The organism is Sphingobacterium sp. UBA2480, from assembly GCF_002341965.1.
Lineage (GTDB): Bacteria > Bacteroidota > Bacteroidia > Sphingobacteriales > Sphingobacteriaceae > Sphingobacterium > Sphingobacterium multivorum.
The window spans coordinates 62482-85708 of record NZ_DDPA01000010.1 but is presented as its reverse complement, the minus strand read 5'-3'; the positions used below and the strand labels follow the sequence as shown (position 1 = coordinate 85708).

General features: G+C 39.7%; 12 protein-coding genes. All 12 read right to left on the bottom strand.

Features of this window, described 5'->3' with window-relative positions; translation table 11 throughout:
- Positions 1-14: 14 nt before the first annotated feature.
- The 12 genes from B3600_RS24260 to B3600_RS24205 all read right to left on the bottom strand — a co-directional run bounded on the left by B3600_RS24260 (position 15) and on the right by B3600_RS24205 (position 22880).
- A complete protein-coding gene (locus B3600_RS24260; protein WP_286754748.1) occupies positions 15-4565 on the bottom strand; it encodes an efflux RND transporter permease subunit in 4551 nt (1516 codons plus the stop codon).
- 14 nt (positions 4566-4579) lie between these two features.
- On the bottom strand, positions 4580-5686 hold the full coding sequence (locus tag B3600_RS24255; RefSeq protein ID WP_286754747.1) for an efflux RND transporter periplasmic adaptor subunit: 1107 nt from the start codon (positions 5684-5686) through the stop codon (positions 4580-4582).
- A gap of 269 nt (positions 5687-5955) precedes the next feature.
- Entirely contained in the window at positions 5956-6318 is a 363-nt protein-coding gene (locus B3600_RS24250) for a hypothetical protein (protein WP_286754746.1), read from the bottom strand.
- A gap of 117 nt (positions 6319-6435) precedes the next feature.
- On the bottom strand, positions 6436-8733 hold the full coding sequence (locus B3600_RS24245; protein WP_286754745.1) for a GH92 family glycosyl hydrolase: 2298 nt from the start codon (positions 8731-8733) through the stop codon (positions 6436-6438).
- A 159-nt stretch (positions 8734-8892) separates the two neighbouring features.
- Positions 8893-10815 carry a RagB/SusD family nutrient uptake outer membrane protein gene (locus B3600_RS24240; protein ID WP_286754744.1) on the bottom strand — a complete coding sequence of 641 codons (1923 nt, stop codon included), beginning with the start codon at positions 10813-10815 and terminating at the stop codon, positions 8893-8895.
- A gap of 19 nt (positions 10816-10834) precedes the next feature.
- Entirely contained in the window at positions 10835-14089 is a 3255-nt protein-coding gene (locus B3600_RS24235) for a SusC/RagA family TonB-linked outer membrane protein (protein WP_286754743.1), read from the bottom strand.
- A gap of 158 nt (positions 14090-14247) precedes the next feature.
- Positions 14248-14949, bottom strand: coding sequence for a response regulator transcription factor (locus B3600_RS24230; protein ID WP_112374000.1), 702 nt, complete (start codon positions 14947-14949; stop codon positions 14248-14250).
- Positions 14950-16272 (bottom strand): sensor histidine kinase, encoded by a 1323-nt coding sequence (locus tag B3600_RS24225; RefSeq protein ID WP_286754742.1) that lies wholly within the window; start codon positions 16270-16272, stop codon positions 14950-14952.
- 88 nt (positions 16273-16360) lie between these two features.
- On the bottom strand, positions 16361-18655 hold the full coding sequence (locus B3600_RS24220; RefSeq protein WP_286754741.1) for a GH92 family glycosyl hydrolase: 2295 nt from the start codon (positions 18653-18655) through the stop codon (positions 16361-16363).
- 10 nt (positions 18656-18665) lie between these two features.
- On the bottom strand, positions 18666-19388 hold the full coding sequence (locus B3600_RS24215; RefSeq protein ID WP_286754740.1) for a basic secretory protein-like protein: 723 nt from the start codon (positions 19386-19388) through the stop codon (positions 18666-18668).
- A 10-nt stretch (positions 19389-19398) separates the two neighbouring features.
- Complete coding sequence (locus B3600_RS24210) at positions 19399-21747, bottom strand: GH92 family glycosyl hydrolase (protein WP_286754739.1); 2349 nt, start codon at positions 21745-21747, stop codon at positions 19399-19401.
- Between the two features lie 146 nt (positions 21748-21893).
- Positions 21894-22880 carry a LacI family DNA-binding transcriptional regulator gene (locus B3600_RS24205; RefSeq protein WP_286754738.1) on the bottom strand — a complete coding sequence of 329 codons (987 nt, stop codon included), beginning with the start codon at positions 22878-22880 and terminating at the stop codon, positions 21894-21896.
- Between the last annotated feature and the right edge of the window lie 347 nt (positions 22881-23227).

Genomic DNA, 23227 nt, shown 5'->3' with positions numbered 1-23227 from the left:
TAATGTATGGCAACCTATTGCCAACCTCCTCCCAAGGCTTTGTATAGTAGAATCTGGTTTAACGTGTTTTCTTTCTCCAATTCTACTTTTCCGATTTGGGCTTCCAGCGACTCCTTCTGTGCTGTAACGACATCCAGAGAGGTCACCCGTCCAGCAATAAATAGTTCCTGTGCGGCCTCGATAGAGAGCTTTAATGCTTGAACATGCTCATCGACAAAACCACGTCGTCTGCCTATTGCCTCTTGCGTCATAATCACATTAGAAACCTCATTATAAGCATTCAGAACCATTTTTTCATAATCCAAAAAAGCAATCCCATAGTCCGCTTTTGCAATCTCGTACTGCGTTTTCAGTTGCCTTTGGTTAAATATCGGAAGCGTAATACCTCCAAATAAATTATAAGCAATAGATTTATCCAAATTAAATAACTTGTTAAAGCTAAAGCTCTGCAATCCGATAAATGGACTTATTGCTACAGAAGGCAGAAAAGCCAAACGTGATGCTTCCTGATTATTCGAAGACGCAATCACTTTCAAATAAGCGGCCTTGATATCGGGACGTTGGTTGACAAGATCATCCGGTGTACCAAAATGCATTGCATGATATAAATCCGCATTTTCAGCATATGTACTTCGTACAATAGGTTGATAAAAACGTCCTAATAAACCGTTTATATGGTGTTCCCAAAGTGCTATCTCTTGGATCAATTGTTCTTTAGCAGCTTTAGAATTGGCCAAAAGCGCTTTAAACTGTTGTACAGAAAGCTCAGTCGCATAACCAGCATCTTTTTTTACTTCAACAACTTCCAGTGCATTCTTATGCAATTCAATATTCCGATTATATACTTTTATCTTTTGATCCAAAGCAATTAGTTCATAATAAGCTGTCGCAATATTGGATACCAATTCCGTTTCCAAGAGACGCTTTCCCTCCTGCTCTGCTAGGAAGCTAAAATAAGCAGCTTGTTTTTGGCTCTTTAACTTTCCCCAAAGATCAATCTCCCAAGATGAACGAAGTCCGATAAAATAATCCGGGATAAATGGTTCGGGTAATTTTTCATCATTTTTCAAATTCTCCGAGAAATTTGAATCGTAATTACCGATCCCTGACTCAGTATAGTGGCCATACTTCCGTATTCCTCCTTCTACTGCGGCCTCGACCCTAGGACCTAAAGCGGCTTTCCGTTGCTTAAAATAAGCTTGTGCAGATTCCAAACGTAGGATGGATTGACGAATATCTAAATTGTTCTGCAAAGCCGAATCAATTAAGGAAACCAACTGCGAATCTTTAAAAATTTCCTTCCAAGGTCGGCTTCCCACATTTAAACTATCTGGCGAAAGATGTGTAGAAAAGGAATTCGGTACGTTTACTTTCTCCGGTTGGAGAGCTTTTTTGGGAACCGAACAACTTCCAAATAAAATAAGTGCAGCAATAACTAAAGAAGCTTGTTTCACAACTTGTTTCTTATTCTCTTTTTTTGAAAATAAGATCACTAAGCCTGGGATGACAATTACCCCCAGAATGGTTCCGATAAGCATTCCGCCGACTGCAGCCGTACCGATACTTCGATTACCCAATGCACCGGCTCCGCTGGCCATCATCAAGGGTATCAGACCTGCAATAAAAGCAAACGAAGTCATTAATATGGGCCGTAACCGGGCAACAGCGCCTTCTATTGAAGCTGTCACGATATCCATTCCTTGCTTATATTTCAAATTGGCATATTCCACAATCAGAATCGCATTTTTGCCCAGCAAACCAATCAGCATGACCAATGCGACCTGCGCGTAGATATTGTTTTCCAATCCAAAGACCTTCAGGAAAATGAAAGCACCAAAGATCCCCGCTGGAAGACAGAGCAGAACTGGTAACGGCAATAAGAAGCTTTCGTACTGTGCACATAACAACAGATAAACAAACAGAAGACAAAGCGCGAAGATATACAAAGCCTGATTTCCCGAGATTTTCTGTTCCCGAGTCATACCAGACCATTCGATACTATAACCTTGAGGAAGAGATGACGCTATTTTTTCCACTTCTTCGATCGCTTGTCCAGAACTAAAGCCTGCCGAGGATTGTCCTGTAATCATGGCCGAACTAAACATATTGTAACGGGTAATTTGTTCAGGACCATAAATTCTTTCCATCGAAATAAAGGCATTGTATGGTACCATCTCACCCGTCTCATTCTTCACATATAAGCGTAATACATCTTCTGGTCTTTGGCGATATTCGGGACCAGCCTGTACCATGACCTTATACATCTGTCCGTAACGGATGAAATTTGTCGCGTAAAGACTTCCCATTAAGGTCTGCAGCGTATTCATGGCATTCTCCACCGATATTCCTTTTTTTGCAGCCATATCGTAGTCCACCTTCAGCATATACTGTGGAAAGTTCACATCAAAACTGGAGTTGATATCCTGAAGAACATCACTTTTTTCCATATCGTCCATAAACTTCTGCAGCACTTCGGCCGTCTTATTGAGATCTTCATTACCACTACGGTCCAATAGACGTAGTTCAAAACCTGATGAGTTACCAAAGCCTGGAACTGTTGGTGGAGGAAAAAAATCAATTTCCGCATCGGCAAAGTCCTTGGTTCTCTCGCGTAAATCTTTAATGACATCATCTACTGTCTGATCTCGCTCTTTCCAGGGCTTCAGATTGATCATCCCCATCCCGTAGGAAGCGCCGGACACTTCGGTAATGATACTATATCCCGATAATGTAGAAACGGTTTCCACAATATCAAGCTGACGTGATACAGAATCAATTTTATCCAAAACACGTTCGGTACGGTCCACCGTTGCTCCCGGAGGTGTGGTTACAGCGACATAAATCATTCCCTGGTCCTCTGTTGGAATAAAACCCGAAGGTAAGATCGCGCTACTTCCCCAGGTGGCGACAAAGAAAACGCCAAGTAAAAGCAAGGTCAATCCGCGCCGTGCACTTGTTTTTACCAAAATCCCCTTGTAACCAAAGGCTGTCTTATCATAAACTGCGTTGAATTTTTTAAAGAAACGATCGAGCCAATTATTCGATGGTTTGCGATCGTGAGGCGATTTCAAGAAAAGCGCACATAAGGCGGGTGTCAATGTCAACGCGTTAATCCCAGAAATAACAATTGCTGCGGCCAACGTCAACGAAAACTGTCGGTAAAAAATCCCTACTGGCCCCGATAGAAAGGCAACCGGAACAAATACCGCAGACATGACAAGTGTAATAGCCACAACAGCGCCACCGACTTCTTTCATTGCCTCCAATGTCGCTTCCATAGGTTGAAGATGTTCCTCTTCCATTTTGGCATATACAGCCTCGACGACGACAATCCCATTATCCACCACAATACCTATAGCCAGTACCAATGCAAACAAGGTCAGTAAGTTGATCGAGAAACCGAGCATCTGCATAAAAAATAAAGCCCCAATTAAACAGACCGGGACAGCCAAAATAGGAATAACAGTCGCCCTAAAGTCCTGCAAAAAGATAAACACAACAATAAAAACCAAGAGGAAGGCCTCCAATAAGGTTTTGATGACCGAGGAAATCGAAGCATCCAAAAACCGCGACACATCGTAACCCATGGTATAAGTCATGCCGGTAGGGAACTGGGTTTGTTTTAATTCGGCCATGCGATCTTTCACACGTTGAATTACCTCCTGTGCATTTGATCCTGGCAATTGCTTCAACATGATGGAGGCAGATGGTCGGCCATCCGTCTTGGATACCATTTCATAATCCAATGAGCCAAATTCAACATCGGCAACATCTTTTATACGGATAATGGAACCATTTGAAGTCGCTCGGATGGGGACATTCGCATACTCTTCAATTTCAGTGAACTTACCCGGATAACGTAACACATATTGTTGCATGTTGCGCATTTTATCCGAACTGATACCTGTTTGTCCTGGCGCGGCCTCGATATTCTGCTTTCGCAATGCAGCTACCACGTCCTCTGCAGAAATATTATACGCTGCCATACGATCAGGTTTAACCCAAACACGCATAGCGTAATCCCGCATTCCCATAATCTGAGCCAGACCAACCCCTTCAATACGTTTTAGTTCCTTGAGAATATTGATGTCCGCAAAGTTGTATATGAATCTTTCATCTGCCGTTTTATCATCGGTAAAAACATTCAGGTACATCAGCATTGAGTTCACCTCTTTCTCCGTTGTTACTCCCGCCTTGATAACCTCTTCAGGCAATTCATCCAATACCGTTGTTACCCTATTCTGTACGTTTACAGCTGCAATATCTGGATCTGTACCGACTTCAAAAAAGATCTGAATCACTGTGCTACCGTTATTGGTAGACACTGAATTCATATAAGTCATCCCAGCTACACCGTTGATTGCTTTCTCCAAGGGAATAGCTACAGCATTTGTACTTACTTCAGCATTGGCACCAGTATAGTTGGCATTTACTACGACCGAAGGTGGTACGATATCCGGGAATTGTGTTATAGGCAATGTAAACAAAGCCAAAAGTCCCAAAAGGGTAATAAACACCGAAATGACCAACGATAATATTGGCCTCTTTATAAATGTTTCAAACATAATCTATCCCCCCGCTACAGTTTCCTCATTTTTGGATTAATCTTCATTCCACTACGCAAACTCTGGACTCCCTCATATACCACCTTGACATCAGGATTCAGACCGCTTTCGACAATGTAATAATGCCCCACACGTGGTCCAGCAACAAAAGGCGTCATTTTGACCGTACTATCGGCCTGCATGGTATATACGTAAGTCTTATCCTGAATTTCAAATACTGATTTTTGGTGCACAAAAGTATGTTCACCCGTTTCCATTGGTACAGCAATCTTACCTGTTGCGCCATGCTTTAGAATATGTTCTGCGTTCGGAAATTGTACACGTAGCGCTATCGATCCCGTATTTGCTTCAAATTCACTTTCTACCAAGTGGGCAATCCCTTCGTGTGGATACAACTCGCCATTTGCCAGAATTAATTTTACCGATTTTTGCGTTTCTTTGCCATTCAGCTTATCACGCATAAGTGCAAGATATTCTCTTTCCGAAATATCAAAATAAACATTCACTTTACTTAGATCCGAAATAGTTGTGATCAGACTTCCTTCAGTTAATAGTGAGCCCTCTTTTAACAAAATCCGGTCTATACGTCCATCAAAAGGCGCTTGTATGACAGTATAATCCAATCTGGTCTGAGCCTGGTTAACCAATGCGCGGGCTTCTTCAATTTTCGAATTGGCAGCTTTCAACTGGATTTTCAATAAATTATACTCCGAGGAACTTACAATATTCTTGTCAACTAGTTTTTGAGTCCGTTCCATCTCAAGCTTGATCTTTTGTGCTTCAGCGATGGAGTTGTCATATTGTGCTTTCGCTTTTGCCAGTTCCGAACGATACTCTTCATTATTGTATTTGAACAGTACTTGTCCCTTTCTGACCCATGCACCTTCATCTACATATATTTTATCCAAAAAACCATTCAATTTGGAACGAATTTCGACGTTTTTCAAGGCTTGGACATCCGCAATATATTCTTGATAAACAGTTGTGTCCATCACCATCAAAGAGGCGACGGGTATATTTTTGAGTTCTTCTTTTTGGTCAGCATTAGCATTTGTGGAGCGGCATGAGGCCAACATCCCGACCGCGCCAAGCAAAAGGCACAGTATTCGTAATTTGTTCATATGGGAATAATCTTTTTTTAAAGGTCATATGGAATACCCAGTTGTTTTTCATCCACGTTGGTGTTTGCCAAACATTGGTATTTCATAAACGATAAAAAATGTAAAATGTTAAACTCTCCTACGGCATTTTAAAGTCAGTCGTTAGGAGAATGTATTAGATAGGAGCTACAGCAATTTTATAGGGCAAAGAGCGGCCTAAGGCCTTCCATACCATATACAGAAATAAAATAAAACTATTGCAGCCTCCGATAGAAAATTATTGGAGGTAACTAGAATGGCCTAAAGCGGGATAGGAATCGATAATACCCTGGTAAGCATAGGGTTTTAGATCGATAAAAAGGATGTTCATCATCTTTTGCAAAACATAATGCCGTAAAGACGATTCCAAAAACAAAAATAAAGATTGGTAATACTTGACTATTGAGCGAAAATATACGATAATCATCCTGCAATAGTACGCTTTCTTCTTCGGAAGAATGAATGGGCTCCAAATTCAATACATCATCCAAAAAATACTCCACAATGGTCTCACCTGCATGCAGGACCTGCCCAGTTGCCGAGGAGAAAGACTCATAGGTCAACAGATTAAGGTATGCAAAGAGTGTTAAAAAATGAAATATTTTGCCTAACATATCGAAATTTCGAATCACAAAGGTATGACTTTAAATAGCTAAGATTATTTTATTCGTGTAAAAAAACCATGACAGCCTAAAATTAGCAGTCATGGTTTTCAATAAAGAATTCTATCTTTATTTTCCTTTAATTTTTTCGTTACTAAAGGAATATGGAGCATCCTCTTTTTTTGTTCCCCTATTTTTATTCGGTGTGTCACTCATTTTAAATTCAAGGTTAGCGCCCTGCAATAAATCACTATACCGGATATAATTGCGATTATAAGGCTTTCCATTCCAAGATAACTGATCTACGTAAACCTGATTTGGCTCCTGTTGTTTGGCCTGAATCAAGACTTCTTTCCCGTTTTCAAGTCGGAGTGTCACTTTATTGAATTGTGGTGAACCAATCACGTATTCGCCCGAGGCGGGAGAAACAGGATAAAATCCTAACGAAGAAAAGACATACCAGGCTGACGTCTGTCCATTGTCTTCATCACCACAATAGCCATCTGGTGTCGGCAAATAAAGTTTATCCATTATCTTGCGTACCCAATATTGTGCTTTCCAAGGCTCTGCAGCGTAATTATACAGATATGGCATATGTTGGATGGGCTGATTTCCATGCGCATACTGCCCCATATTCATTACCTGCATTTCACGCATTTCGTGGATCATCCCGCGACTCTTCATTCCTTCATAGCTCGGAATGATAAACACCGTATCCAACATGGACACAAATGATTTATTACCACCCATCAAATTAATTAAACCCTGAGGATCATGGAAGACACAAAAACTCCAATGCCAAGCATTCCCTTCCGTATATTCTCTTGACCAAGCACTTGGATCAAAATTCGAGACGAATGATCCATCTGTTTTTTTGCCACGCATCAGTTTGGTACTTGGATCAAACAGGTTTTTATAGTTCATCGCACGTGTTGCATAAATAGCTGTTTCAGCTTCGGGTTTGCCCAGTGCCTTACCAAATTCATAAATACACCAGTCATTGTACGCATATTCCAATGAGCGTGCTACATTTTGGTCGACTTTTACATCTGCAGGTATATAGCCCAATTTATTATAATATTCATAACCGAAGCGTCCTGTCGAAGAATGTTTCGGATAGGCACTATTCGCCCCATGCTTGAGTGCTTCCCATAAGAGTTCTTTATCATAGCCTTTCCGATCAGTAATCAAGGCATCGGCTACAATAGAAGCGGAATTGTTTCCAATCATCGATGCACGATGTCCCGGCGAAGCCCACTCCGGAAGGTAACCACTCTCTTTATACGCATTCACCAAGCCCTCCTGCATCCGATCATTCATCGACGGATACAATAAGTTCAGCAAGGGAAACAAACTTCTAAAGGTGTCCCAAAAGCCTGTATCCGTAAACATTTCGCCAGGAAGGACCTGCCCATTGTAAGGGCTATAGTGCATACGCCTGCCTGTTCCATCAATTTCAGAAAAATCTCTCGGAAAAAGTGTTGAACGATATAGGCTGGAATAAAATGTACGTAATCGGTCAATATTTTGGTCTTCAACCTGTACACGCCCAAGGACTTCGTTCCATTGTGCTTTACCTTCGTCAACAACTTGTTGAAATGTTTTCGATTTAACCTCTTTGAGGTTTATTTCTGCCGTTTCAAAACTTATAAAAGAAGAAGCAATCCGAGCGATGACTTTCTCCCCTCTTTTCAAGGAAGAGAAACCCACGACCGCTCCGGCGTGATTATCCTGAATTTCCAGTTCATCCTTGCTTACCGTTCCACTTTTCACAGCAGCTTTGTAAGAGAATGGTCTATCGAAAGTAATGACAAAATAATTCTTGAAATTATCTGGAACACCGCCACTATTTTTTGTTGAATACCCGATAATCTTATTCTCCTGCGGAATTACTTTAATATAGGACCCCTTATCAAAAGCATCAATAATAACATAAGCGCTATCGGTTTTAGGAAATGTGAATTGAAAGATTGCTGCACGTTGTGAAGGCGACAGTTCTGTTGTCACATCATGATCCGCAAGATAAACGCTATAATAATAAGGTTTGGCAATTTCCGCCTTATGTGAAAACCAGCTCGCACGTTTTTCCTGATCAAATTGAGGTGTACCTGTAACGGGCATAATTGAAAACTGTCCATAATCATTGTTCCAAGGACTTGGCTGATGCGTTTGCTTAAAACCCTTTATTTTATCCGCCGTGTAAGTATATACCCAACCATCGCCCATGTTTCCTGTTTGGGGTGTCCAAAAATTCATCCCCCAAGGACGAGCTATTGCTGGATAAGTATTCCCATTGGACAATTCATACTTCGATTCTGTACCAATCAGTGGATTAACAAAATCAACAGGTGAAGCCTGCTGTGCCATCCCCCCATGGATCGCGAATAGAAAAAGAATACTACCTGTTAGTTTTTTAATATTAAACATAAATTACGTATTTGGTTGATCGTACTAGCAAAAAAAGCTAAACCGTATTAGTAAATATAAGTAAGATAATTAAATAGAAAAGATGGTCAGGTGTTTTTCACAAGATGGTTACAAAAAAATCCGCAATCAAATGATTGCGGATTTTATATCACAGAAATACTACCAGCCGGGATTCTGCCCTAATGAGGGCGATTTTTGAATCTCTGAGTTTAAAATAGGAAATAAATAATGAGTTGGAGCGGTAAAAACTCTACTTTCAACAAAGAAGCGTTCCATTCTATAACGTTTATCACCGATTTGAATTTTACCATTTACGTCCTCAACGGCTCTCATGCCATTAATCATATTTTGAAGTTTCGGATACGCTGTATTACTATTTTTCCAGTAGTTTATACTTCGTTCATTATTTGTACCACCTGATGCAGTAAAAGTCTGAAATTTGGTTTTCTCTACCGAACTACTTGGTTCTAGATATAGGCGACTATCAAAAGCTCTCTTATTCTCATAAAAGAATTCGACTCTTCGTTCGCGATAAATATACTCGCGCATCACATTTTTATCAGCAAGTGTTGTCAAAGGCATTGGCGCCATAAAGGATCTTGATCTTACCTGATTAATTAAATCATAGATCTCTTGTGTTGGTCCATCGATTTCATTAACTGCCTCAGCATAAATGTAAATAAAGTCCGGCAAACGCCATACTGGAGGTGCGCTGATGATAACACTTCCATTTTTATTCCAAGCTTCCTGCAAAAATTTCCTCAGGTAATATCCCGTGCGCGTTGCATTATTCGCTCCGATCTGATCGGCACCACTCGCAATATTTGTCTGGGATGGATTATTGTTACCGCCGCGGAATGCTGCACCGTGAAATATAATGTCGCGATAAAAACGTGGATCCCTTTTTACTGAAGTATAAGGATTTGCGTCATCATACCCGTCCTGTTTAGCCTTGGTACTATAAATCGGGTAACCAAAGCCATCTGGCGACAAGTACTCATACTCATCTACTTGTTCTTGAACGGGCATCTGACGAGCTCCACCACCGCGGCTTGGCGGATATACATCACCAAACCACCCTTCACCCTTATAGCGTGTAAAAAACAAAACATACTCATTTTTGAACGCCTCCATATCATAAAACATCTGCCATAAGCGTGTATAAACTGTTGAGTTACTCGTGTTTTGACCGCCACTATCTCCAAAATCGGTATTTGAGTATTTCTGATACAGACTATAACGTTTTCCCCCTGCAACCTTACTTTCAAGAACTGCCTTAGCCGCCTCTTTAGCTTTCACCCAACGCTGAGGGTCGTACGTAGCGTATTCGGACTCAAACTTACGCGTCCCATTATAGCCTTTTGCAGCAGCTCCATTCCAAAGTGGTGTAGCGGCCATCCACCGCGCTTCTGCAATCAGCCCAAGACATGCACCTTTATCGATACGTCCAAAATTCTGACCCTCCCATTTTTCTGGGACGGCATTATATGCTGTTATTGCATCAGCCACAATTTTATCAATAACTTTGTGAACTGACTCACGCTCGAAGTTCATGTTCTCTGTTGCCGTAACAACATGATCTATGTAAGGTATCTCACCATATATACGAACAGCCATTAAATGAAAGTAAGCTCTTAAAAAGTAGACCTCACCCACGCGCATAGGCAGTGAACCTGGTTCTAAGATATCATCTGGTGTACTATATTTTTTAATTCCTTCCAAAATAACGTTTGTTCTACGGATCCCGTCAAACATACTATTCCAGAATTGCCCATTGTCTCCGGGTAGTTCATTGATATTCCAATCACCTGTATTATATCTATTTGTAATATTTCCTTCTACTGTAGAGCCTTCGGCCTCATCGGTTATCGCAGCACTCGAAAAATGATAGAACCACGAGATAGGCTGATTGACACCCTTCGCTTTAGCATACACATCCGTAACGAGCTGATTTACTTTTTCATAACGAGTAAAAACCTCATCTTCCCGGATCTGATCGTCGGGTAATTTGTCCAAATATTTGTTGCAACTTGCGATCATAAAAGCAACCACACCTGCCATAAAAAAAAGTATTTTTTTCATCTTCAATACATTCATAAGGTTAGAAATTAAGATTTATTCCAAAATTGTAGACTTTTAGAATCGGGTACCAATAACCGCTTGTATTTCCCATCTCAGGATCTATACTTAAATCCTTCAAACCTGACCAGGTAAATAGGTTCATTCCTTGCGCATAAATGCGTAATTGATTTAAACCAATTCTTTTAATAAGATCTTTCGGCAAATTATAACCAATCTCTATATTTTTAAGTCTTAAATATTTAGCATCGTATAAAAACAAACTACTATTGCTATTTTTATTATTTTCAGAATTACCTATATGTAGAGCGGGGTAAGTTGCAGTTTCGGCCGTTTCTGGTGTCCAACGCCCCATATGAATTGGTCTAACCGAGCCGAGTTTATCTTGATCGAAAGTTGGGAAATCCCATACAGCCGCATCTTTCAACAAAATTGAAGAATTTAACGCTCCTTGAAATAAAAGACTAAAATCAAAGCCTTTATATTGCAGTGATATTGGTAAGCCAAATTGAATCTCTGGACTTCTAGGATTTCCCATAACTGTACGATCGCCTAAGTCCGTAATTCTACCATCGCCATTCAAATCCTTATAAACGACATCACCTGGTCCTACTGTTCCCCAAGGTTGAAAATTAGCCTGATTTAACTTGTCCGCCTCGGCTTGATCCCTAACGAAGTGATCGAAAACATAGACAAAATTTTCATAAAGTCGTTTACCTGTTGCTTGCCTGTATTCATATTGTCGCGGAACCTCTTGTCGGTAGATCAACTTATTTCTGGAAAAGGTGAAATTAGGTTTCAGAGAGAATCTGAAATTATCCCCGATCATATCTGAATAACTCATTTCAATATCGATACCACGGTTGCGGACCTTTCCAATATTGATCAGCGGAGAACCTTTACCAACTACGCCTGGAAAACCAATGTCATCCGCCCCAAGTTCGGTAATAATGTCATAACGATAATCCTCAAAAACATCGATGCTAAAGTTCATCTTGTTCTTTAAAAAACCCATATCGAGACCTATATTAGTTTTTCTAGATTTCTCCCATGTTATATTTTCATTTGCTAGGCGCCCTTCACGAAGGCCACTTAGTCCATTGTTAAAATTCTGTTCGCCGAAACTATAACCGTCTCCTCCCTGAAAAAATGCTAGATATCCGAATCGAGCATCACCTGGCATTTTATCATTGCCCACAAGGCCCATCGAAGCTCTAAGCTTCAAAAAGCTCAGCCAATCTTTGGTATTCGACATAAATTTCTCCTTGCTAACCACCCAACCCAATGCTCCAGCCGGGAAAAATCCGTAACGTTTTCCCTCTATAAAATTTTCGGATCCATTGTAACCAAAGTTAAATTCCGCCAAATATTTTTCTAGATAATTATAGGTAAACTGTCCTGTCATACCTTGATAACGGATATCAACACTGGCTCTTGAATTCGCCGCATCATAAACAGACTGGCTCGAGCGATTGAAAAGCAACATTCCCGTAACATTGTGTTTATCTTTAAATAGCCGGTTATAGTTTATTTTTCCTTGAATGAAGGTTCTATTAAAAGGACTACTTTGTGTAAATGAATTTCCAACAGTTTGATCTACCGTATATTTGTTCCCATTTCTATAAGTACCCTCATAGTATTGTGGATTCATAAATAAATCTATACCATCTGTAGGCTGAAAAGTCGCATAATTGGGATATACCCTATATCCTTCACTATAAGTGCCCAGCTCGCGTCTGACCCATTGTTGCTCTCTTGCATCATAGGAAAATATTCCATCAACAGAAAGTCCCTTCGTAATAAAATCCATATTCCAACCGGCGGCAAAACTCCCTTCCAGATAGGTGTTTTTTTCTGTATGATATCCTGATCTAGTCAATTCTCCAAGAACATTAAATCGGTAAATTTGATTACCAAACAACAGTCCTGATGGATTATTTAGCAGATAACCTTGAGTCGAAGGTTGGCTATTGGGTTCGAGAATGATGGGCAAATACGGCGGCTGTGTCATCGCCAATGTCATCAATCTACTGGCGGAAGTTCCAGGCGAGGTTCGATTGGTAATACGGGCACCTAAATTGAGCTTAACCCACAAGTTTTTTGTAATGTTGACATCAATATTGGATCTAAAGTTATAGCGTTGAAATTTAGGAGAAACATTATATTTAGATAAATCAACATGATCATAATTATTGTCTTGCCCCATATAACCGCCCATCACAAAATATTTCGCAATATCATTGCCTCCCCGTATAGAAAGATTGTATTCATGTTGAGGTGCAGTTCTAAAAATATAATCAAAATAGTCCCAGTTATAGCCTAGCCCATCCGAATTATCTCCCTTTGCCCGTCTAAATTTATCTATAGCATCCTGACTAAACAATTTTAAGTTATCGGTATTTCCTCCAGACAGCTTCGCATCATTCGTTAACGCTTCATTGTAGAGAGTTGCATAATCTGCAGATCCCAAAAGCATCGGCAATTGTGCGGGTGTATTTAGGCCATAAGACGCTTTGAAATCCACCGTTGCCTTATCTGCGGATTGCCCCCGTTTTGTTGTAACAACGATAACACCGTTTGCTCCCCGAATTCCATATGGCGCTGTAGCTGCTGCATCTTTCAAAATGGAAACCGTTTCAATTTCGTCTGGGGCCAAATAACTCATATCACGCTCAATTCCATCTACAATTACAATGGGTGATTGATTGCCATAAGTTGACTTACCACGAATAAATAATTCTGAACGATCTACCCCTGGTTCTCCTCCAGCATATTGGTTGACGACCAGTCCTGGTAATCTCCCAGCGAGCATGTTATTAATATTTGCAGCAGGGCTCTGCACCAGGTCCTTAGTCGTAATTGTTGCTACCGCACCTACTACATTTCTTTTCTTCTGTGTTGTATATCCAACAACAACAACATCCTCTAATGCTTTTACATCTTCTATCAGACTAACCTGTAGCGCCGATCTTCCAGCGGCAACAATTTGTTGAGGCTGAAAGCCAATATACGAGAAAGTCAACACCGCATCCTTATAGGGAATTTCTATTCGATATCGGCCTGATGCATCTGTTTTCGTTGATTTTCCACTTGCTTTAACGACAATGGTAACACCTTGCAAAACTTTACCTGTCGAACTGTTTAAAACTGTTCCCTCTACAATAATACCTTCTTGTTGGAAACTGAAGTGGCTAGACGCAGCTTTCAATTCGGTCCACAAATTGAATGTGCTACACACCGAAAGCGTAAAAAATAATGGAATTACCTTTCTTTTCATAAATAATAATTAATGATTGGTTTACTAATACAAAAATTGGTCGTTAATTAGTTATTTCTTTGGAATGAACACCTCCAAAGAAATCAACCTTAAGCTGATAAACTAATTCGTTTTAGTAAAATTAAAAAGAAAGAAAAGAGAAAGTTGTTAATCGATTGTTAATGACAATTATTGAAATCGACCTCTAAAATAAATCCCACCTTATAAACAGTTTTAATAGCAACATACCGCGATCTTTTCAGCATTTTTCTAATCTTGCATATAAAAACATCAAGACTTCGTCCTAAAAAATAATCGTTATCTCCCCAAAGAGCAAGTAAGATCTCTTCTCTTTTCAATACAATATTCGGTTTGCTGGCTAAGAAAGTCCAAAGTTCAAATTCACGTGGTGATACAACCTGCCGAGATTTATCATTAAATTCTATTGCAAGTAAATTACGGTCAAGTTTAATGTCACCAATATTGAGTTGCAATTGAGAAACAACAGGCTGCTTAACAATATAATTTTGAAGTTTCAGAGACAATTCTTCAACATCAAACGGTTTTGTTATGTAATCATTACCCCCTAGACGGAGTCCCTTTAATCGATCTGTTTTAGACAGTCTGGCTGTGAGAAAAAGTACAAATTGGTTTTTATTTAACTGTGAAATATATTCAACAAATTGAAATCCGTCCCAAGTAGGAAGTTGTATATCTACTATAAGGATATCATATTTATTAATCTCATAATAGGATATCCCCTCTTCAGCAGACATAGCATGACTAACATCAAATCCAAAATTTGATAGATAATCTATGAGCATTGTCGCTAAATCAAGATCATCTTCAATCAGCAATATATGTCCATATTTTAGTATCATCTATTGTATTATTGGTATGGAAACCGAAAACGTTGTTCCAGACTGGGTTCCTGATTTAACGTCTATTTTCCATCGATGAATCCGCATAACTTCCTTTACGAAAAAAAGTCCCAAACCTAGCCCATTTGAAGAAGCTTCTTGCTTACCCCGATATCCCTTCGTAAAAATATACGGCAGTTGGTTATGTGAAATACCTATTCCGTTATCGTGTACAGTCATCATCACAGTATTTACTCCACCCATACTCAAGCGAATATGGATACGTTTTATTGGCTCTTTATTATACTTCAGCCCATTATCGACCAAATTGTTTACAGCAGTGACGAACATAAATGGATTGACAAGCGCCTTTACGTCTTTAACGTTTTCATCCATTAAAATTTGAATTACTGTACTTTCTGATACCAAAATCGCTAGGTCTTGTTCTAATTGGTCCAAAAGTTCTGCCAGAAAGTGTTCTTCGAGAACCACCTCTTCCTGATTAAACACGCTCAAATCAATAGCCTTGTTAACTAATCGATCCAAACGGTTTACCTGACGCATCAACGTATCCAAAGTTGTTGCCATTTTTAGTCTATCTTCTTTAGAAACCTTTACCACCAAGTTAGTTAAACCAATTCGTATGGTTGTCAATGGTGTATTGAATTCATGGGTGACATTGTTAATAAAGTCAGAAGCCATTTCCGCCATTCTTTTCTGCTTTATCCAGCTACCATATGTCACCAAATACAACCAAACAATACCAATTATACAGCAGCCCGACAGTAATAATAATGGTAAAATGGCTTTTAATACTGAAAAATTTGTATCAATATTCCCAACATACAACGTAAAAGCCACACGGTTTGACATCTTACTATTTGCGGTTATTGCAATCGACGATACGATATTGTCTTTGTCAATAAACCGAAATTCACCCCCAATAGGAGTATGCTTATCTATGCCAAAGTCTAGGATTGGTATAAAAGTGTTCGCATCAAAAGTCACCGAAATATCTTTCAACACAATGGCATAACCAAAACCTTCGCCCAAATTGACTTCGGATCTGATCTTATGAAATAGGCTGTCCATGGCTGGATGATTTCGAAGCCTCGTTACCAACGTTTTTGCGATGCTATCTTTCAGATTATTGAAAGCATTACTATCGTCTTGGTAATAAGCTTTCAGACGAACTAAATGAGGCATTAAGGTTGAATCGATAAGTTTCTGCCCGCCCGGAAATATCTTATCGTTCGAGATATGCTTATCGTAAACAACCTTAATTGCCTTTTTTTCTTTCTGAAATAGTTCGCTTCTTTTAATCTCATATGATCGTGCGATCATGAGATACTGTAATATCAGAAACAAAACTAAGCAACAGATAGCTATCCATTTGTACACACCTGATCGTCTCATCTTTGTGAGCAGGCTTTTATTTATTTGGTTTATTGCTCATCTCGAAGATTAATTCACCACCATTTATAATGCTACTATAGGGTAACAGAAAATTATCCAATTTCCGCCCATTTAAAGAAACGGATTTAACGTAAACATTCTTTTCAGACTGGTTACGGGCAACTATGGAAAGACTGCGTCCATTTTCAAGATTAACCTTTGCCGATTTTACCAAAGGACTACCAATCCAATAACTATCTTCCCCAGGTGCCACTGGATAAAAACCCAATGCAGTAAATAAATACCAGGCAGACATTTGTCCACAGTCATCATTTCCCCCTAAACCCGCATGGCCATTGTGATACTGATTCCGTATGATCTGTCTGACGCGGGCCTGGGTTTTCCAGGGACTATTGGTTATATTGTACAAGTATGCCACATGATGTGAAGGCTCATTTCCATGCACGTAATTTCCGATAATGCCATCGCGGGTAATATCCTCCGTATGTTCAAAATATTTATCCGGTAATTCCATGGTAAACAGGGAATCCAAATAAGACTCTAAACGTTTTTTGCCTCCCATTAATGCCATCATTTCAGTAGGTTGATGCGGTACATACAGGCTGTAATTCCATGAATTCCCTTCAATAAATCCTTGTCCATGTGTATCCAAAACATCAAATTTCTCCTGAAATTTACCCACCGAATTCTTGGGACGCATAAATCCAATGGAGGAATCATAGAGTGATTTCCAGCTTTCAGCTCTTTTGGAAAAAGTCGTGTAAATATCCTCTTTTCCCAACTTTTTCGCCAATTGCGCTATACACCAATCGTCATACGCATATTCCAATGTATTAGAAACGGATGTTCCCGATACATCTGCAGGAACATACCCCTTATCAATGTAGGCGCCGATTCCCTCATACTGACGTGTATTTGCCGTTTGTACGCAAGCCGCTAGAGCGGCTTGCGCATCGCCTTTGTAAACGCCCTTAAGTATTGCATCAACAATAACAGACACCGAATGATAGCCGCTCATGCACCAATTATCATTCGCATAATGCGACCAAATTGGCAACATCTTCAATACACTCTGGTCATAATGAGCCATCATGGATGCTACAATATCAGCATTACGAGAAGGGTTAATTAAATTCAACAGCGGATGAAAAGCCCGATAAGTATCCCACAGCGAAAATGAAGTATAATTCGTAAAACCTTTGGCGCGGTGCACCTCCTGATCCAAGCCTTTATATTCACCATTCGTATCCATATAGACTGTCGGCATTAAGCTTGCATGGTACATGGCTGTATAAAAATTGACCAGGTCTTCCTTGTTCAACATTTCAGCTTCTATCTTATGCAGCTCCTTTTCCCAAGCTTCTTGGCCTTTCTTAACGTAGCCATCAAAATTCCAGTCCGGAGCCTCAGCCTCCATATTGGCCAATGCATTCTTCATGCTTACTGGACTTAAAGCTACTTTCAGAAGGATGGATTCTTGTGCTTTTGTATCAAAATCCAAGTGTAGCTTAATATTGTGCGCTGCAAGGTCGGGGAAATTATTTTGTTGATCAAACTTACGCCAGAAACCATTATACACAGATTTTCCATCTTCATACTTGGCGCCATAATTCTTAAAAGCTTTTGAGGTCTTTATTGCAAAGTATACGGAGCGCGTTCTCGACCAACCGTTTGTTTGACGGTAACCTACCAGTGTTGAATCGTTCAATACCTTGACAACGGTCCAAACATTCTTGCCATCATAATTATAAATCCCAGCAGTTAGATCTACGATAAGATGTGAAGCGTCAGACTCTTTGAATGTATAACGGTGGAGCCCTACACGTGTTGTAGTCGTTAATTCAGCCTTAATCTGATGTTTATCCAGTAGAACACTGTAATAATTGGCCTCAGCTCGCTCATTGGCATGTGAGTAGGATGATCGATAACCATCTTGCGGTCGATCAGCTGTTCCCGGGTTTAATTGAACTTTTCCTTGTGTCGGCATGATCTGTATATCACCAAGATCGGAGTGACCTGTGCCACTAAAATGTGTATGACTAAACCCGACAATCGTCGGATCATCATACTGATAACCAGCACAATATTTATAAACATCACCGTTGTACCGTCCATTGACAGCATAAGATAATGTATCCGTATCAGGACTTAATTGTACAGCACCGAATGGAACTGTCGCCCCCGGAAAAGTATGTCCCATTTTCGCCGTTCCGATGAGTGGTTTGACATACTGAACTAATTTAGTTTCTTGTGCCTTTAATAGATATGGGACACTAATTAATCCCAAAAAGACTAAACTTCTGATATTCATCGCTTATGAATTATAGTGTGGGATTTTGGCTATAATCGGCCCATAGCTCATCAATAGTTTTACCCGTCTCCACTTTCCAAAAAGCATCACTATAGCTTTTGCTACGCATCGCTGCATCCAATTTTTTGACAAAATCCTTCTTTACATGTAGATTGATCCAGTACAAAAAGCGCGCTGTAATACGATAAGAATCGGTGTATTTCTGCTTTTCGTTATATTCTGGCAGCTTCCAGTTTGCCCCCGCATTATCTAGGCCATCATCAAATCGAACAAAATCGGCTATCCCCTCCGTAATCCACCACGGGCCCGCCCCATCGGGGTATGCTTGAACAATATGCATGACCTCATGGGTAACCACGTCAATATCCCCTGGATTTTTGGCAAACCAGGCTGGACTATAACGGACAATCCCACCCGCTGTCGCTGCCACACCTTTATAGTCCGGATCAATAACAAAAGAGACCTTTTTTATAGTCTTTTTATTATATTTCTTGGCTAGTTTAGGATAGTTGGTAAAATATGCCGCTACCAGCCTTTCTTTTAAAGAAGCACTAAAATCTTTGTCTTTATTAATCCAAATTAGGGTATAACCACCTTTACTGATACTATCAATATCCACAGCAACCTTGCGATCATTTTCGGTATGTTTCCAGTTGTCCTGCGCAAAAAGTGAACAAGAGTATGCCAAGCCAAATACAGTAACAACGATTTTTAAGTTTTTAAAGTTTATCATAACCTAATGATTATTTCTTTTTGTTCGATTTCAACTTGATATTTGTTTGCAAATCTGTTGTCATTGAATAAGGTGCTGAATTTTTGGACGCTCCTCTCGTATAATTAGGCTTTGCCGCCATGTCAAAATTAAGTGTCCCACCTTCATGCAATGCTTTGTGACTTAACCAGTTCTTACCATAGTCCTTACCGTTCATTTGCAATGTATTTACATATACATTTTCAGTAGAATTCTTTGGAGCATCAATGGTCAACGTCTTACCATTTTCAAATGTTAAGGTCGCTTTTTTAAATAATGGCGCTCCGAGCACATATTCATCCGTTGCCGGACAAACAGGATAGAATCCCAGTGCTGAAAAAACATACCATGCAGAAGTTTGACCATTATCTTCGTCACCACAATAGCCATCAGGTGTAGGCTTATACATGCGATCCATCACTTGACGCACCCAATATTGTGTTTTCCAAGGTTGGCCAGCGTAATTGTACAAATATGGCATATGCTGAATTGGCTGATTACCATGTGCATATTGCCCCATATTCGCAACTTGCATTTCGCGTATTTCATGGATAATACCGCCATAATAGCTATCGTCGAAATCTGGAGACTGGACAAACACCGAATCCAACATGCTCACAAATGTCTTTTCTCCTCCCATTAGGTCGATCAGCCCCTGAACATCGTGAAATACGCTCCACGAATAATGCCAGCTATTTCCTTCGGTGAATGCGTCACCCCATTTTAATGGATTAAAAGGAGCCTGGAATTTTCCATCTTTATTCTTTCCACGCATAAGATTGGTCGATGGATCAAATAAATTCTTATAGTTCTGCGCACGCTTAGCATACAAATCAATTTCAGCCTTCGGACGGTTCAACGCTTTTGCCAATTGGTAGATCGTGAAATCGTCATAGGCATATTCTAAAGTACGTGCTGCATTTTCATTGATTTTAACATCATATGGCACGTACCCCAAACTATTGTAATAGTCAACGCCCTTCCTTCCAACAGCACTCATTGGTCCTTCGTTATTAGCACCGTGTTGTAAAGCTTCGTATAACTTATTGATATCATAACCGCGTAATCCCTTCATATAAGCATCCGAAACCACCGAAGCGGAATTATTGCCCACCATAATATCGGCATATCCAGGACTACTCCATTCAGGTAGGAAACCTCCTTCCAAATAGGCATTGAGAAGACCTTCCTGCATTTCCTTATTAATGGAAGGGTACATAAAGTTTAAGAATGGATACAACGCTCTGAAAGTATCCCAAAAACCTGTTCCTCCAAATAAATAACCAGGAAGTGTTTTTCCATTATATGGACTGTAATGTACAGCCTTTCCTTGCGCATCAATTTCATATAACTTGTTTGGGAAAAATAAGGTCCGATACATCGTCGAATAAAATGTACGCAACTGATCGATATCATCGCCTTCTACTTTAATTTTTCCTAACGTAGAGTTCCAGATCTGACGTCCATCTTCTTTTATTTGATCGAAAGACTTATTACCTAACTCATTTAAGTTTAATAAGGCTTGTTCGGCACTAATAAAGGAAGATGCTACGCTCACCTGTACTGGTTTCGATTTGTCTTTTACCTTAAACCCTACGATTGCACCAGTGTGATCACCTTTGATCTGAAGTTGCCCATCCTTCTTCTCTTTGCCTTCCCAAGTAGCGACACTTGCAAAAGGTTGATCAAAAACCAAAACAAAATAATTCTTGAAATTAGCAGGCAGTGGGCCCCGTGCATATTTAGAAGAATAGCCAATGATCATATTTTTTTCTGGAATAATCTGAACTTCAGATCCCTTTTCATAAGCATCCAAAACAATATACGCATCGTCTGTTTTATTAAACGAGATCCTAAACATTGCCGCGCGTTCTGTTGGTGTCATCTCTGCAGTCACATCGTGGTCCGCTAGGTAAACCGAATAATAGTACGGTTTTACAATCTCCGCTTTATGCGAAAACCAGCTCGCGCGCTCCTCTTGATCGAATACCGGCTTTCCAGTCACAGGCATGATTGAAAAAACACCGTAATCATTCATCCAGGGTGATGGCTGGTGAGTCTGTTTTAGACCACGAATCTTATCCGCAGTATATTGGTACTGCCATCCGTCGCCATTTTTCCCCGTTTGAGGTGTCCACATATTCATTCCCCAAGGTCGCGCTATTGAGGGATAGGTATTACCATTGGACAATTCAAATTTGGATTCCGTACCCATTAATGGATTAACAAGATCGACAGCTTCCATTTGCTGCCCTCTAAATTTCTGAGCCAAAACCGGTTTTGCGCAAAACAAACCAAAAGACAATAACGAACCCAGAAAAACACTTATAGATTTTTTCATTATTTAGGATATATAAAAATATTTCTACTAAAACGTATTAGTAAAGATATAAAAAAGAATATTAAATCAAAACAAACACCTGGCATTGAGAAGCAGGTCTTATTATTTTTACAATCAATTTCTACACATCCTTTTATTGCCCCATTTTAGCGCCGGATCAATTTTGTTGAGATGATATATTCTTTTGGTGTGGATATCCCTTGATCTATTTCCTTTAACAAAACTTTCACACAAGTCTTAGCCAGAGGTTCCAATGGTTGTTGTATACAGGAGATTTTAGGGTTTAAAAGATCAAACAACTCATGGTCATCAAAAGAAAACATCGGAAAATCATAGTTATTTTCATCCGCTGACCGCAAGGCCTTCAAGCCGAGAATACAAAGGTAATTTGTCGTAAAAAAGAGACCATCTAATCCAACCTGCTTAGCTGCCCAATTTTTCAACGTACGTGAACCTTTCTGCTTCAGATGCTGATAAGGTAATTGCAGTATGCGAGGCTCCATTCCGTATGTGTCACAAAAATCTAAATAGGCACGTTTGCGCGCCAACATTTGTGGTTGATCCGAATCGATGGTTACCAGTCCAAAATTTCTACAACCAATAGATTTCAAATGGTCACATGCATTCTTCCCACTAACTTCATTGTCAATATGCACATAATGGGTTTCCACTGCTGGAGAATTTCTATCAAAAACGACCAATGGAACTTTATGCTCCAATATTTTGCGTTGGTATTCTTCCAAATCTACTGTCGGAGCCAAAATAATACCCTCTACTTTCTTTTCCAACATCGAATCAATGATATCGCGTGCATTTTGTGAATCGCCAAGCGTACTACTGTAGAGGACGTGATAATTTTCCTTTCGGAACAATTCCTCTACATATAAAGCAAATGGACCAAAAAAAGAATCTCCAATATTCTCTACAATTAGACCGATGGTATTTGACCGCCCCGTAGCTAAACTCTTAGCGAGAGCATTGGGCTTATAGCCTACTTTTTCAACGTATGCAAGTACACGGTTTTCCAATTCCTTGCTAATGCGTGCTCGCTCGGCTTTGTGATTAATGACTAATGAAACAGTTGATTTAGACACATTGAGTTCTTGTGCTATTTCTTTAATTGATTTGGCCATAAGAGCATTTTCATAAAATTAGGGTGAAATTAGAAAATAAATATGAACATATCGGAGATTACAATTGATAGCACACAATAAATTATTACACAATCGTATGCGTAGACAGTAAAAAGTAACATATTATCAAATTAAGGCTCTTTCATTACCGCTATTATATCTCAACCAATGCGAACTAGTACGATCAAAAGCTATTTTTGAGTAAATTTAACCCTCATTCTTTTTTGGAATAATTAGAATAATATACTTCTCAAAAATAGAAGTACTAAAAAAAGCATACGAAGCATAACCAATAAAACTAAATTAGGACCACCTGACTGTTTTAGTGGATTAAATTGGACTACTAT